General features: G+C 38.2%; 14 protein-coding genes. 3 read left to right on the plus strand and 11 right to left on the minus strand.

The features are described 5' to 3' along the window. Nucleotides 1–105: 105 nt before the first annotated feature. Genes AC3II9_RS03510 through AC3II9_RS03520 form a run of 3 tightly spaced genes read right to left on the minus strand, consistent with a single transcriptional unit; the run spans nucleotide 106 to nucleotide 1,976 of the window. Entirely contained in the window at nucleotides 106–1,737 is a 1,632-nt protein-coding gene (locus AC3II9_RS03510; protein ID WP_489153167.1) for an SWIM zinc finger family protein, read from the minus strand. After that, nucleotides 1,724–1,852: a DUF6429 family protein gene (locus AC3II9_RS03515; protein ID WP_489153169.1), complete on the minus strand. Its 129-nt coding sequence runs from the start codon at nucleotides 1,850–1,852 to the stop codon at nucleotides 1,724–1,726. The genes AC3II9_RS03510 and AC3II9_RS03515 overlap by 14 nt, the downstream gene beginning before the upstream one ends. Beyond that, complete coding sequence (locus tag AC3II9_RS03520; RefSeq protein WP_489153170.1) at nucleotides 1,842–1,976, minus strand: DUF6429 family protein; 135 nt, start codon at nucleotides 1,974–1,976, stop codon at nucleotides 1,842–1,844. The genes AC3II9_RS03515 and AC3II9_RS03520 overlap by 11 nt, the downstream gene beginning before the upstream one ends. A 348-nt stretch (nucleotides 1,977–2,324) precedes the next feature. On the opposite strand from AC3II9_RS03520, the gene hmpA reads away from it, so the two are divergent. Next, nucleotides 2,325–3,533: an NO-inducible flavohemoprotein gene (hmpA, locus tag AC3II9_RS03525; protein ID WP_489153171.1), complete on the plus strand. Its 1,209-nt coding sequence runs from the start codon at nucleotides 2,325–2,327 to the stop codon at nucleotides 3,531–3,533. 62 nt (nucleotides 3,534–3,595) lie between these two features. Here the strand turns inward: hmpA and AC3II9_RS03530 are convergent, their stop codons facing one another. The 5 genes from AC3II9_RS03530 to AC3II9_RS03550 are packed head-to-tail and all read right to left on the minus strand — an operon-like array spanning nucleotide 3,596 to nucleotide 8,640. Beyond that, nucleotides 3,596–4,648: an NAD(P)/FAD-dependent oxidoreductase gene (locus AC3II9_RS03530; protein ID WP_489153173.1), complete on the minus strand. Its 1,053-nt coding sequence runs from the start codon at nucleotides 4,646–4,648 to the stop codon at nucleotides 3,596–3,598. A gap of 54 nt (nucleotides 4,649–4,702) precedes the next feature. After that, complete coding sequence (locus AC3II9_RS03535) at nucleotides 4,703–5,515, minus strand: ABC transporter ATP-binding protein (protein WP_489153175.1); 813 nt, start codon at nucleotides 5,513–5,515, stop codon at nucleotides 4,703–4,705. After that, a complete protein-coding gene (locus AC3II9_RS03540) occupies nucleotides 5,515–6,546 on the minus strand; it encodes a FecCD family ABC transporter permease (RefSeq protein WP_489153177.1) in 1,032 nt (343 codons plus the stop codon). The genes AC3II9_RS03535 and AC3II9_RS03540 overlap by 1 nt, the downstream gene beginning before the upstream one ends. Next, complete coding sequence (locus AC3II9_RS03545; protein WP_489153179.1) at nucleotides 6,543–7,577, minus strand: FecCD family ABC transporter permease; 1,035 nt, start codon at nucleotides 7,575–7,577, stop codon at nucleotides 6,543–6,545. Before AC3II9_RS03545 ends, AC3II9_RS03540 begins: the two co-directional genes overlap by 4 nt. A 1-nt stretch (nucleotide 7,578) precedes the next feature. Next, nucleotides 7,579–8,640: an iron-siderophore ABC transporter substrate-binding protein gene (locus AC3II9_RS03550; protein WP_489153181.1), complete on the minus strand. Its 1,062-nt coding sequence runs from the start codon at nucleotides 8,638–8,640 to the stop codon at nucleotides 7,579–7,581. 822 nt (nucleotides 8,641–9,462) lie between these two features. Between AC3II9_RS03550 and AC3II9_RS03555 the strand changes: the two genes are divergently transcribed. After that, a complete protein-coding gene (locus tag AC3II9_RS03555) occupies nucleotides 9,463–10,776 on the plus strand; it encodes an anaerobic C4-dicarboxylate transporter family protein (protein ID WP_489153183.1) in 1,314 nt (437 codons plus the stop codon). A gap of 457 nt (nucleotides 10,777–11,233) precedes the next feature. Continuing rightward, complete coding sequence (locus AC3II9_RS03560) at nucleotides 11,234–12,883, plus strand: sensor domain-containing protein (protein ID WP_489153185.1); 1,650 nt, start codon at nucleotides 11,234–11,236, stop codon at nucleotides 12,881–12,883. A gap of 51 nt (nucleotides 12,884–12,934) precedes the next feature. Here the strand turns inward: AC3II9_RS03560 and AC3II9_RS03565 are convergent, their stop codons facing one another. The 3 genes from AC3II9_RS03565 to AC3II9_RS03575 all read right to left on the minus strand — a co-directional run bounded on the left by AC3II9_RS03565 (nucleotide 12,935) and on the right by AC3II9_RS03575 (nucleotide 14,440). Continuing rightward, nucleotides 12,935–13,225 (minus strand): glycine betaine ABC transporter substrate-binding protein, encoded by a 291-nt coding sequence (locus tag AC3II9_RS03565; protein WP_489153187.1) that lies wholly within the window; start codon nucleotides 13,223–13,225, stop codon nucleotides 12,935–12,937. Next, the gene (locus AC3II9_RS03570) at nucleotides 13,212–13,511 is read right to left on the minus strand and encodes a glycine betaine ABC transporter substrate-binding protein (RefSeq protein WP_489153189.1); all 300 of its coding nucleotides are present in this window, start codon (nucleotides 13,509–13,511) and stop codon (nucleotides 13,212–13,214) included. The genes AC3II9_RS03565 and AC3II9_RS03570 overlap by 14 nt, the downstream gene beginning before the upstream one ends. A 362-nt stretch (nucleotides 13,512–13,873) precedes the next feature. Next, entirely contained in the window at nucleotides 13,874–14,440 is a 567-nt protein-coding gene (locus AC3II9_RS03575; protein WP_489153191.1) for a TetR/AcrR family transcriptional regulator, read from the minus strand. Nucleotides 14,441–14,487: the final 47 nt, after the last annotated feature.

Below are 14,487 nucleotides of genomic sequence, written 5' to 3' on the forward strand. Positions count from 1 at the left end.
GGGATTCGCTGATAAATTGGCAAAAGTCGCTGATACCCCATAAGAAACCGCTGATAAACCCCCTAAAATCGCCGGTAAAACTCGAAATTTGCCGATAAACAATCACTAGTTGATTTTACGTAGCTCGTCTAAAAATGCAGGGCGTTTTTTATACGTAATTTGCAGCTGCTCTATTAATTCCTTTGCCGCTTCTTCTCCGCAGGCTACTTTAAACTTTTTTAATTGATAGCAAACGGCTTTATATTGGCTTCGATTGCTCGATTTGGCTGCTTCTTCTAACAGATAGTTCACATAGATTGCTTTCGCCTCTTCTGCATAATCTTCTTTTAAATAAGGATAATACGTTTCAATCTGTAAACTATCTTGTTTGCAAACAACTAAAAGACGATCCCATAATTTTTCAGCAAGCATAATATCAATATAAGCATTGGAGACATAGCGCTGTGCAGCTAATTCACTAATTAACTTCTCCTTTACAGCTGACCATGTTTCTGGCGAATACAAACGTTTAAACTTAGCATAATAATCTGTCTGACCATCTAAAATAAACTGTCGTATCATTTGCTTTTGCTTGCCAATATCCCCTAATCCTTCATACGCCATCAGCTCTTCTTCTCGCCACTGCTTTCGTTGCTCCTTATAATTTGGCAATAAGGCTAGTACTTTTGCATAATCTCCCGTAGCGATTGCTTGGTTAATTAACTTTTTCCGAAAATGCGCATTGTCAATATGTTGCATCATGTATTTCTCTATAGCTCTCTCATCCTCTGTTCTCTCAAGAAAAGCAAGTTGAAGCTTTTGTATTTCTTTCATTTTATATTCTCTTGTCCAACCACTTTGTTGTTCTGCATCATTTTCAAATTTTTTTAGGATTCCTACAAATTGATTCTTCCGCTCCGGCGTGTCACATAAAGGCACACTAGCAAAAAGCAAATCACTTTGCCAGTTAGACCACTCTGCTAAACTCGGCTGCTCTGCTTCCTTGACAACGAGTTGAAAAATCACTTCTTTTTCTGTTTCTGTAGCGAAATCAATCGCAAGCTCGCAAATTTCATCAATATGACCGATTGCATCATCTATAGCACTACCAATGCTCCCACTTGAATCATCGGCATAAGCAATCATTTCTAATAATTCGTCCACGATGATGAATGACAATTGAAGTGCCGAATGTAACTCCAAATTTTCTAATCGATCTTCTATTTTTTCCAACACGACATATACACCTTGAAGTGCATCGTCTACATATTTCCATGAAATAAAGTCCTTTACTGTGAACCGCTCAATGGTGTTCCTAATAAGATTTCTACTACTCATTAGCTCATCTTCTTGAGCAGCTAACTGGAACAATAGTCGCTCATTTACACCTTCTACATCACGCGCTAAGTCCAGTAAATATGCGATCAATTCCTCCTTGGACTGTTCTTCTAGCATTTGCTTTAAACTTTTGGATGGGGTACTCTCACCGCCATACATGTGCAGGAGTGCATAAAAAGCTGCCACCTGATGTTTGCATATATGTCCAAAATCATACGGGCATGTGCATTGGCTGTTTATAATATCTAGCTTAGGACTGAGTAAAACGTGCACTTTATACAATTCACGCCCATGTACATCTATGGCATATTCCCCTGCGCCTAACTCAATTATTTTCCCAACCATTCCTTGTTGAAAATAGCTTTCCCCACGATTTACAATTACTTCGTCAATAGACCGCTCAAAATTATTCAAATTCATAGTTGTTCTCCCCTAAATATTTCTCCATTAACTGCTTCGCTTTTTCAATTCCCTCTTCTGTCAGGTATACAGATTTTGATTTTAAACTGCCACGTAAATAATCTTTATCCGCCAAACTGATTCAATGCATCAAACGAATGACCTTTCCAGCTTCTTCGCATCGTGTTCGGTATATCTTGTTCCTTCCATGATGTTAAATAAAGTAGTAATAAAGTTAGTTCTTCAATTTCATTTTTCATTTCAGTATCGCACCTCAACTTAGTTATACACGCTAAAATACTTATGCTACCAATTATACAATGAACAAGATCAACCTAAGAGGAATTCTTATACTATGATTTACATCATGCTTAAATAGTTTTTTTAAACCCCATAGATTAAAACAGAAACAAGTTGAAGGCTCCTGCCATTACGTTTGTTGGCTCCTTAAGGGGTTCCTTTTCCCCAGCTTCAACAAGAAAAGTAAACGGATTCCACAAAAGAAGTATTTTCTATACATGTTTGTGTCCATTTTGTTAAAGATGTATTTTATATATTGCTTTAAAAGATGAATAGGAATATATTTATCACGAAAGGACGTGTTCAACATGTTAGACCAACATACTATCAACGTTATTAAATCAACAGTTCCTGTTTTAGAAGTACACGGCGTAGCCATTACAAAAACTTTTTATCACAACTTATTCAAAGATAATCCATCATTATTAAATATTTTTAACCATACAAATCAAACAAAAGGTCGTCAGCAAGGTGCTTTAGCCAATACTGTTTATGCAGCCGCGAAGCATATCGACAACTTAGAACCAATCGTACCTGTCGTTGTACAAATTGCACATAAACACGTCAGTCTTGGCGTTTTACCAGAGCATTATCCAATTGTCGGTCAATATTTACTGGCGGCGATTAAAGAAGTATTAGGAGATGCTGCAACAGACGAAATCATCGATGCATGGGCTAAAGCATATGGCGTGATTGCTGATATCTTTATTTCAGTGGAAGAGGATTTATATAAAGCAGCGGAACAAAACGGGGGCTGGCGTGCATTTAAACAATTCCAAATTGCTCGTACTGTCAAAGAAAGTGATGATGTGACATCCTTCTACTTAACACCAGTAGACGGCTCAAAAGTACCCGCATATCAACCAGGTCAATACGTATCAATTCGCGTAAAAGCACCGGGCGAAGAGTACTTGTTAAATCGTCAATATACATTATCACAACCAAGCAATGCACAGGAATTCCGCATTTCTGTGAAACGTGAAAGCGAGCATAATCCAAAAGGAAAAGTATCAAACTTTTTACATGAGGCGGCGATTGGCACAATCATTGACGTGAGTGCTCCAGCTGGTGTATTCACATATGAGCCTACAAAAGCACCGGTATTATTCATTAGTGGCGGGATTGGTGTCACACCGTTAAATGCGATGTTCCAAACGATTGAAAATAAAGAAAACGTGACGTTCATTCAATGTGCACGTAACGAAAATGTCCTGGCTTTCCACGAGGCAATTCAAAATAAAATGAACACATTAAATGGTCCAACGGGTTTACGTAAGCTATTCAGTGCGTTCAAAAAAGACAGTAACCCGCATCATCAAGTGTTGTACTCTGACAAAAATGAATACATCAGTGCGAACGTGCTACGACAAGTCGTCACACAAGATACACAAGTGTACATTTGCGGACCAATACCATTTATGGAAGCAGCCGTGAATGCTTTACATGAATGCCATATTCCAGACAGTCAAATTCATTATGAATTTTTCGGCCCTGCACTACAGTTAAATACAAAGTAAAAATGGGACTAGCCCTTGCTGAATGCACGGGCTAGTTTTATTTATTAGTTCTGAATCGAATCCTATCTATTTACTAAAGTCTTATTTATAATTTCACGATTTCGTGCTTCAAAAATTTCATTGTGTGAAGAAACTTTTGCGACTTTATCAGCAGTTGGCTCTAGGCTTAGCTTAATATCATTGATGGCATTGATAGCATCTTGAAATGCACCGGTAATTAAGTAAACTTTATTCTCATGTTTTGAAATATCACCAACAGCATATATTCCATCAACAGTTGTTAAGCCTTTTCCATTTGTCGTTATATAATATTGGTATTCTGCATCACGTTCTGGATTCACAGGAGCGTCAAATGCAAAAGAGTGATCGCGATCATAACCATGATTGACTAATACGTCATCTACAACAATTGTTGATGTTTCATTTGTCGCTACATTTTCCAAGATAACTTCTTTAATTTTTGTCTTTTCCTCGTTTGCCACAAGGGATTGTATTTGTGTATTTGTCATAATCGGCACGCCATTTTCTTGTAAATAGCGAATCTGTGCCTCATGAGCAGATAAGTTTTCTCCGCGGTAAATAACAGTAATATGTTTTGCAATGCCGATTAAATCTTTAGCCCAATCAATGGCAGAATTTCCCCCACCTGAAATTAAGAGCGATTTATTTTTAAAGCTTTGGATACCTCGAATCGTATAATGCAGATTGGACACCTCGTATTTTTCAGCACCTTCGACATGCAATTTAATAGGACTAATAATACCTCCACCTACTGCCACAACTACTTTTTTTGAAAAATGCTTTTCACCTGTACTTGTATCGATCACAAATAAATCATCTTTCTTCGTTACTAAATCCACCTTCGTATTTAAGCAAACAGTTGGATTAAATGTTAAGCCTTGTTCTATTAGATTTTCAATTACTTTTTGAGCAGGTGTAGCGGTTAAACCTCCAATATCCCAAATGATTTTTTCAGGATAGACATGCAATTTTCCACCTAAAGTAGATTTATATTCAATAATTTTCGTTTTTAAGTCTCGTAAACCTGCGTAAAATGCGCTATAGAGCCCACTTGGTCCGCCACCGATAATCGTAATATCATAGATGTCATCCATTCAAAACACTCCTATCTAATTTATCCAAAGTCTTCAGCTACAAGGGTATGATTTTTACAACATGGCAAGTTTATTATGATGTCGTCCTATTGGTACTACAGATGGCGATTCTGATACCGGATCTTGCATGACCATACAATCGAGACCAAAAATATCTTTGATTAATGAACTTGTAATAACTTCAGCTGGTGCGCCTTCCGATATTAGTTTGCCTTTATGCAGCGCAAAAATATGGTCTGCATAACGTGCAGATAGGTTAATATCATGAAGAACCATCACAATCGTTGTACCATGTTTTTTATTTAAGTCTGTCAACATATCAAGTATTTCTATTTGATATGTAATATCTAAATACGTTGTCGGCTCATCTAAAAATAAGATATCCGTCTGTTGCGCCAGTGCCATCGCAATCCAAACACGCTGTCGTTGTCCACCAGAAAGCTCATCAATATGGCAATTAGCGAATTCCGTAATATTCATAATTTCCATTGCCTCTGCCACTGCTTCATAATCTTTCTTCGTCCAGCTCTTAAAAAAAGTATGATGCGGAAACCTTCCTCGTCCAACTAAGTCCGCAACGGTAATGCCCTCTGGTACTATCGGTGATTGAGGTAAAAGCCCTAGCACACGCGCTAATTGCTTTGGTGGAATTTTATGGATTGGCTTACCATCCAGTAAAACTTGTCCAGACGTAGGTTTTATTAACCGCGCCATCGTTTTTAAAAGCGTCGATTTCCCACACCCATTCGCCCCAATAATAATGCTAATTTCATTGCTGGGAATGGTTACGTCTATATCATGTAAAATCGTTTTATTATCATATCCAGCAGTGACATGTTCAGCTTGAAATGTGTGTGTTGGTTTCATTATAGATCTCCCTTTCGATTGATTCGAATTAATAAGTAAATCAAGTAAGGTGCACCGAGAATGCCGGTAATCACTCCTACAGGATATCTAGTAACAAAGGCAAATTGACCAATTAGATCCGCTGCCAGCACTAAAATAATCCCGATTAGACCGGCTGGAATGATATTTGAAAATCCAACACCAACTAATTTCTTTGCAATTGGCCCTGAAAGGAATGCAACAAATGCAATAGGACCTGTTGTCGCTGTAGCTAGCGCAATAATCAGTACTGAGCTGATAATTAGTACTAGCCTTGTCTTATTTGTATCTACACCAAGTGATGTCGCTGCTTGCTCGCCTAACTCAAGCATTTCTAATCGTTTTCCGAAGAAAATAAGAATCGGTGTAAAAATACAAACTGTAAGTATTAGCGGATAAAGAGTATCCATCTTTGTACCATTTAAGCTGCCACTGAGCCACCGCATCGCAGTTGGAATATCGTGCGTTTTACCAATTAACATTAAATACGAAATAACTGCATTTAACATTGCCTGTATACCGATACCGATTAAAATGAGCCGTCCAATTGAAAACGATGAACCTTTCGACAGTGCATAAATGATTAACACCGTTACAAGACCACCCACAACCGAAGCAATCGAAACCGTCGTATTGCTCGCCTGCAACACAATGATGCAAAAAACGGCCGCTGCACTTGAGCCAGCTGTTATACCGATGACATTCGGATTCGCTAAAGGATTACGTAGCATCGTTTGAAATATATAGCCCCCAACACCAAAGGCAAACCCTGCAAATACCCCTGCAATCATACGCGGCAAACGGATTGTACCAACAGCGAATGATGCCCCCTTAACTTGTTCACCTAACAACACGCTGATCACATCTTTTACAGGATAAATCGTATTACCAAGTATAAGCATTGTGCTACAAAGTGCTAACGCAATCACCGCTAATATCGATGTCACGAATAGAAAACGGCGGCGTCTTCGTAATCTCGAGTTCATTATAGAATTCATTGTTTCATTCATCATAATGCACGTATTTTCGCTTTCATTGTAATTAAAATTAATATCGGTGCCCCAACAAACGCCGTCACGATGCCTACCTCTAGCTCACCAGGACTACCGAGTAGCCTGCCACAAATATCTGATATTGTTAAAATAATCGCCCCTGACAGTGCTGATAGTGGGATAACATAACGTAAATCTGGTCCAATAACGAGTCGAATGAGATGGGTAGCGAGTAAACCAATAAAGCCAATTGGACCTGCCAATGCCGTTGCAGCACCGCATAATAATACGCCTCCAAATGCGCCAGCAAGTCGAATCGTACCTGTTCGTACGCCTAACCCTGTTGCGACATCATCGCCTAATGCTAATGCATTTAATGCTGGTGCCGTTATGATCGCTATGACAATTCCTACGATTAAAAAGGGAATAAACAGAGAAATAGAATCCCAATTTCCTGCTCCAACACTGCCAACTTGCCAAAACCTAAATTGGTCCATTACATTCGTACGAGGAATCATCACCGCAACGACGAGTGAAGATAAGATGGCACTTGTCGCTGCACCTGCTAAAACGAGTTTAAGAGGTGTCGCACCGCCACTTCCCATCGAACCAATGCCAAATACAAAAATAGCGGTAATCATCGCCCCCGCTATTGCCAGCCAAATATATTGATTTGCCGAACTACTATTGAAAAAGGCGATTCCGCAAACGACAAAAAGAGATGCCCCTGTATTCACACCTAATATACTTGGATCTGCAATAGGATTGCGCGTAACCGATTGCATGAGTGCACCTGAAACGCCTAATGCCGCACCACACATCAAACTAAATATCGTCCTCACAATTCTTTGCCGAACAACATTGGCCTCATGAGACTGGGCGTCTGAATGGAATAAACCATCCAGAACATCCGTCCAACCGACCATCCGAGAACCAAATGCAAGCGAGGCTAAAATACATACTCCGAGTAAAATCACTAGCAGTATGAGAACTTTCGTAAAATTACGTGGAACAAGTACCTGCTTTTTTTCTGAAACGGATGATATGTTCATGTTATTTCATCTTTTTCGCAACATCTGAGATTAATGATAAGTACTCATCAATTGTATATTGAATTGATAATGGGTTTGGATTGCCCGCGGCTGCTAGTGGCGTGTTATCTTCAATAATCACTACAGAACCATTTTGAATTGCCGGTACTTTGCCTAAAATAGGATCCGCTTGAAGTGCTTTTAATGTATTGTCATCACCATAGGCAACGAAGAGCTCTGTATCATTTAATGCATCCGCATTTTCAGCACTTAATTCGATATAGAAGCTAGATTCATCTGTAATTTGGGCTTTAATGCCTTCTGGATAAACCATCCCTACTTCTTCAAGAAATTCTCCACGAGGATCCCCTGGTGTGTAAATGTAAAATTTCGATAAGTCCGTAACATTGAACATCGCAAATGCAGCTTTTTTCCCTTTAATTTCAGGGTGTTCATTTGCCTTGTCTTGAATTAATTTTTCAGTATCAGCAATTAGCTGTTTACCTTCTTCTTCCATACCCATACCTTTCGCATTGTATAAAATTTGGTCACGCCATGTAATAACCCATGGGATTTCTGGATATGCCACAACAGGAGCAATTTCACTTAACGTATCGTATTCTTCCTGTGTAATACCTGAGTATGCTGCAAGAATGACATCTGGATTTGAATCTGCAATCGCTTCGAAATCTAAGCCATCAGTATCTTGATAAATATTTGGATTTGCTTCACCAAGTTCTTTTAATTTTTCAGCAGTCCAAGGTAACATGCCGCTATCGTCTTGAACACCATAGTTTGCCGCTGAGAAACCTACTGGTACAACGTCTAATGCAAGTGCCACATCATGGTTTGCCCAAGCCACTGTTGCCACACGCTCAGGCTTTTCTTCAATTACCGTTTCACCAAATGCGTGTTGAATGACGATTGGATACTCAGTTGCTGTTTCTTCTGAATCCGTGTTTTGAGATTTCGATGTATCAGCTTCTTCTGAGCTAGATTCCTTATCTGCACAACCAACAAGTGCAAGAGAAAGAATTGAAATTAATAACATTGCCAAAAACGAAAAATATCGTTTTGAATTCATTTGGAATTCACTCCTCAATTTTTAATCGATAATGATTATCATTACCAAAATTACTATATATCCTATAAAATAGCTTGTCAACACATAATTCTAAATACAATATATGGTATGTGTGCGCTCGTGATTTAATTTAGAACTCATTTGCCGGTAAATAAAAAAACAGCTTTCAACCTTTGAATGTATATAACACTTCAAGTTGCATATGTATTTTTGCTGAGTGATTGTTGGAGTGAATCATTTTAATGAGGAAAAGGTAGTAGTTTTTAATTGGGGTAGCTGTCATATTCATTACGATATTGGATAGTTGAAATCCCTCAATGGCAATTACTTCAGCTACCATTCCAAGATTAACAGTTAAAAGGGGATTAATTGATTATATTAAAATTGTCCTTTAACACGTTGGAAATTGTTTTTGAGCTTCAGTTATGATGTCCTCGTAACAACTCTCTCTTTATACCATAGCACGCTAATTTACTTTGACACCTAAAATCATCCATCTCAAAATGCATCATCCCTAAATAGCCTGCCTCCTACTTCCCCAAACGAATAAGTTAACGCCATTTTACCCAAGCTAGCAAAAGAGATGTGCCAAGGTCCTTATACAAATGAATGGCTAACGGATCAATCTTAAAACGCCTACCAATTGAAATCACACTGACAACAGTAGGCATATTAAGTATTTTCCCCTTTCTTTTTAAATCCTTCAGCACACTGCTCTTACTTATAAGCGAAAAATTCCCCCTAGCTATTTTATAAACAAACTACAAAGATATCCCGTGTTTATCATAAGAAAATAATCCTTATTAATTGGAGGAAATACATGTGTTTTGGCTACAATTTTTGATTTTGTTACTCTGTATCTTCATCGGTGCGAGGTTAGGCGGACTCGGACTCGGCGTAATGGGTGGGGTTGGATTAGCCATCTTTGTATTCGTGTTCGGACTTGAACCGACATCGGCGCCGATTGATGTGATGCTAATGATTTTAGCTGTCATTACGGCTGCTGGAGCGCTTCAAGCAGCTGGAGGGCTGGAATATCTCGTGCATATTGCAGAGAAAGCATTAAGAAAAAATCCGAAACGAATTACATTCATCGCCCCTATCGTAACGTACGTTTTTACTTTTTGTGCAGGTACTGGACATGTATCTTATTCTGTTTTACCAGTAATTGCTGAAGTGGCAAGGGAATCAGGTATTCGCCCTGAAAGACCGATGTCCATCGCAGTCATTGCGTCACAGCAAGCGATTACCGCCAGTCCGATTTCAGCAGCGACTGTCGCTTTATTAGCTTTACTGGCTGATTTTCAAATTACATTACTCGATATTTTAATGATTGCCGTTCCTTCTACTTTTATCGGCTGTATGATTGCGGCCTTTGCGGTGAGTCGAAAAGGAAAAGAGCTGCCGGAAGATCCACTTTATTTACAACGCTTAGAGGAAGGCTTAGCCCCTATTAAACAGGATAAAAAAGTATTTCACCCTACGAATGCATCAAAACTTTCCGTTGTCTTGTTCTTACTTGCTGCCGTATTAGTCGTAATACTCGGTTCATTTGAAAAATTACGTCCAGGTTGGAATATAGACGGCGAGTTCACACGTATGTCGATGCCCGTGGCGATTCAAATCATTATGTTGACCATTGCCGCTTTAATCATTATCTCCTGTAAGGCAAATGTTGACGAAATTGTTGGTGGGAGTGTATTTAAAGCGGGCGCTGCCGCGGTTGTAGCGATTTTTGGGATTGCTTGGATGGGAGATACATTTTTCAATGGAAATGCTGAACTTATTAACGGCTCCATTTCAGGACTCGTCACAGCAGCCCCATGGTTATTTGCGATTGCCTTATTTGTCCTTTCGATTTTGCTATATAGCCAAGCCGCGACCGTACGAACACTCATGCCTCTTGGGATAACGCTTGGAATTAGTCCAGCCTTATTACTTGCCATGTTCCCTGCGGTGAATGGTTATTTCTTCATTCCAAACTATCCAACAGTCGTTGCCGCCATTAACTTTGACCGTACCGGCACCACTCGCATCGGAAAATACATTCTTAACCATAGCTTTATGCTCCCTGGTTTAATTTCAACAATTTCTGCTATTGTAATTGGGATATTATTGAGTATGGTTTTGCTTTAGAAAATATATTCGCAGACGAGCCTGCACTACAATGAAATGTAGCTAGCCCTTGCAAAGCGCAAAGGCTAGTTTTATTTTTACTCTATTTCTTCACGTGTGGCTTACACAAACACAAGTAGCGATATGAAATAAGCTACATATTTGGAAAATACACTATTTTTATAGAAATAAATTGCTTTATCCAAGTTCAGCCCCTTTAATACAGCCACTCTCTGTTGACAATTCAAGAAGGGATGAAAAAATTGTTTTATTTCTTTGTACATAGGACAATAAATGTGTATTTTATTACAATTCAACACGAAATGTAAATTTTTTGTTAAGATGTAAAGAGTGTTTACTATTTAAATAAAATAATATAATTTTACGATTTCTTTTTCAGTTATAAATATACGATTCGCTAACATATATCATTACTATTTCAAAAACGTACAATAAAAACCAGTTGGGAGGATTCCCTTTGTCGAGTAAGCTAAAAGAGTTATATGATATTGAAGCTGCATTAAATGCTACTACCATATTAGCCATAACCGATACGAAAGGTAAGATTATCTTTGCTAATGCGAAATTTTGTGAAATTTCAAAGTATCCTTTAGAAGAATTGATTGGGAAAACGCATAAAATTATAAACTCTGGTTACCATAAACCTCAATTTTTCAACAATTTGTGGAAAACCATTTCCAAAGGGCAAACATGGCGAGGCGAAATTCAAAACAAAGCTAAAGACGGGACCCTTTACTGGGTGGATACATACATTATTCCTTTTCTCAATGATCAGGGACAGCCTTATCAATATGTTTCCATTCGTCATGACATTACAGAACGAAAATTACTAGAACATAAAATTCAACAGCAACTTATTATCGACTCGATCACGGGTTTACCTAATACGTATTATTTAAAAACGTCGGTCGAAAAGCTAATGATCATGCATGAAGAAATGACCTTACTTTGCATTAATGTCGATGATTTTAAAAGTTTTAATGAGAGTTTAGGGAATTTTGAAGCTGATCAGATTTTACGTTCAATTGGTGAAAAATTAGCTGAAATCGTAAAAGGCGAACGAAATATACTAGCCAAAACGTATGGTGATGAATTTGCACTAGTTGTTTTAGGGGATGCTCCATCTGCGCGGGGAGTCATTCAAAAAGTATTTAAACTATTTGAAAAACCCATTAGATATGGAGAGATTGATTATTATATTACGATTTCCATGGGCGCTGTGCATTACCCTACCTACGGAACCTGCTATGAAGAGCTGTTTCAACATGCAAACCGTGCATTGCAACTCGCAAAGTTAAATGGGAAAAATACATTTATGTTCTTTAATGACAGCATCATTGAAGATACGAAGCGACGTTTAGAGTTAAAAAATTTACTATATGAAGCGATACAACAGAAACGCTTTACGATGGTTTATCAACCACAGTATAACAATCAAGGCGAATTGACTAGCTTTGAAGCGCTTGTTCGATGGCATGACCCAATACAAGGGATTATTTCTCCTGGCGAATTTATCCCGATCGCGGAGCGCACCGGTTTAATCATCCCGTTAGGCTACTTACTATTTGAGCTTGTGTTGCAAGAATTTCACTCACTTCAACTAGCCACCGGGAAGAAAATACAAGTCGCTTTCAATCTTTCGCTAAAGCAATTTTTTGATACAAACTTAACGTATCACCTTATTTCGTTATGCGAAGTGTATAAGGTCGATCCACATGACATTAAATTAGAAATCACAGAGAGTGTCGCTGCAACAAATATAGAGAATGTGATTCACATTATTTCTAAGCTTCGGTCATTAGGCATGGAGGTTGCACTAGATGATTACGGTACAGGCTTCTCAAGCTTACAATACTTAAAAGATTTCCACATTAATTGTATTAAAATTGATCAAAGTTTTGTAAAAGATTTATTAATACATCCTTCAAACAAAGCCATTATTAATAGTACGATTCAAATGGCTCATGAGCTTGGCTTTACCGTACTAGCAGAAGGGGTAGAAACAAAAGAACAATACGATTATTTAATAAATAAAGGGTGCGATAGTTTTCAAGGCTATTTTTTAGGGAAGCCACAGCCGTTAAGCTATTATCAGCAGGGGCAATAAATCCCTAAAAATAGAGACTGCGTTAATTTAAAAAATCTACTTGAAGTATTTTCAATACAGAAAAGGAGAACTTCCCCCCTTCACGAGGAAATTCTCCTTTCTACTAGCAGTGAACGGATCGTTACTCTTTTGGTTGCAATCTTCAATCGAGTCGATGTCCATATATGTCGGCACAACAAATCCGTTCTGTGTACCTTTTAAGTTCTCACCTAAATCTACTACGTCTTCCTTATGTTTTTCATAAAAGGAATGGTGTGTTGACGGTAACCAAGGAGCGACAGTGGCATCCGCTTCACCAGTAGCAATTGCTTGGAACATGATGACCGGATCAACTGGTGTCACAGTGACATCGTAGCCTAATTGTTCTAATACTGCCTACACTACTTGAAGCTCTTTCTGTATCCCACGGAGTTGAAACGATTGCAATGTCTTTTCCATCTACTTTCTTAATCTCTTTTGTCCATTCATTTACTCTATCCTCGTTTTCTTCTATCCATTTCCTTGCTGCATCCTCAAATGAAACGTTTTGTGCATCATACATGACAGCTTCCATATCTTCTGGCTCCCAATAAAACCGATCCAGAACGGTATACGCATCAGAGTAGTCCGTTTCAAAACCTTTACGCACAAGTTTTGACCGGATGCAACGACTTTTTGCTCGGATACCGTAGCTTTTTGACCGTTTACCCAGGGCTTTTGCTCGGATACGGTAAGGTTTTGCTCGCACCGGTTTGTTTTGACCGTTCAATGTCGACAGTTTTAAGATGATTTATATAGGTAATGGGGGTCGATATAAAAAATCAGCCTGTGTTATTAGCACGGGCTGATTTTTACGGTTGCGGCGTTTTGGAGAACTCTACGTTAGATAAAAAATATTTAAGTCTTCCTTAGTTACAACTATACTTATAAAACAGTAACCTAAGTCCAAATTCGGCTTTATCCTCTTTCAGTTTTTATTGGAACACCTACAAATAGGTTTGCTAAAAGAAGTTATTTGAATGCACTTTTCGTAAATAGTATTAATTCTGCGTATTGAGCATCGATTTCTTCTTGCGTCGGAGTATCATACAAATATAATTGTTCTGCAGTGGATTCGATTAGCCCTATTAAAATGCGGGAAGTACGTGCACAATCAATGTTTTGTCGAATTTCTCCTTTTCTAACGGACTCATCTAATAAATTATATACCCAGTCATAAAATGGAGCATAGATGGACTCCCATTGTTTTAAATGCTCACTCTGTGCTAAACCCGCATAGAGAACGGCAAATAATTCCTTTTTTTGCTCTGTAATTGAAAAGACAGCTTTTACAAGTTGTTCAATTTTATTATCAAAATCATGTGATAAATTGACGCTTAAATGGATGCCTTTCATAATTTCTTCAACAGCAAATTTTGCGATTTCTGGCATTACCGAAAATTTAGATGGAAAGTATAAATAAAAGGTACCTTGCGCTATCCCTGCAGCTTTTACAATATCAGATATTTTAGTGCTTTCTACACCTTTTGTCATAAACTGTTCAATCGTTGCTTCAATAATTTTTTGTTTTTTATCCAATGCCATACCACCCCATATTCATTGAATGATTCTCATTCATAGTTACT

Source organism: Lysinibacillus sp. RU7 (assembly GCF_057837305.1).

Excerpts from the sequence above, each read along its gene's own strand:
- AC3II9_RS03535 (WP_489153175.1), bottom strand. The coding sequence starts at position 5,515 with ATGAAACCAACACACACATTTCAAGCTGAACATGTCACTGCTGGATAT.
- AC3II9_RS03540 (WP_489153177.1), bottom strand. The coding sequence starts at position 6,546 with ATGATGAATGAAACAATGAATTCTATAATGAACTCGAGATTACGAAGA.
- AC3II9_RS03545 (WP_489153179.1), bottom strand. The coding sequence starts at position 7,577 with ATGAACATATCATCCGTTTCAGAAAAAAAGCAGGTACTTGTTCCACGT.
- AC3II9_RS03520 (WP_489153170.1), bottom strand. The coding sequence starts at position 1,976 with ATGAAAAATGAAATTGAAGAACTAACTTTATTACTACTTTATTTAACA.
- AC3II9_RS03530 (WP_489153173.1), bottom strand. The coding sequence starts at position 4,648 with ATGGATGACATCTATGATATTACGATTATCGGTGGCGGACCAAGTGGG.
- AC3II9_RS03550 (WP_489153181.1), bottom strand. The coding sequence starts at position 8,640 with ATGAATTCAAAACGATATTTTTCGTTTTTGGCAATGTTATTAATTTCA.
- hmpA (WP_489153171.1), top strand. The coding sequence starts at position 2,325 with ATGTTAGACCAACATACTATCAACGTTATTAAATCAACAGTTCCTGTT.
- AC3II9_RS03510 (WP_489153167.1), bottom strand. The coding sequence starts at position 1,737 with ATGAATTTGAATAATTTTGAGCGGTCTATTGACGAAGTAATTGTAAAT.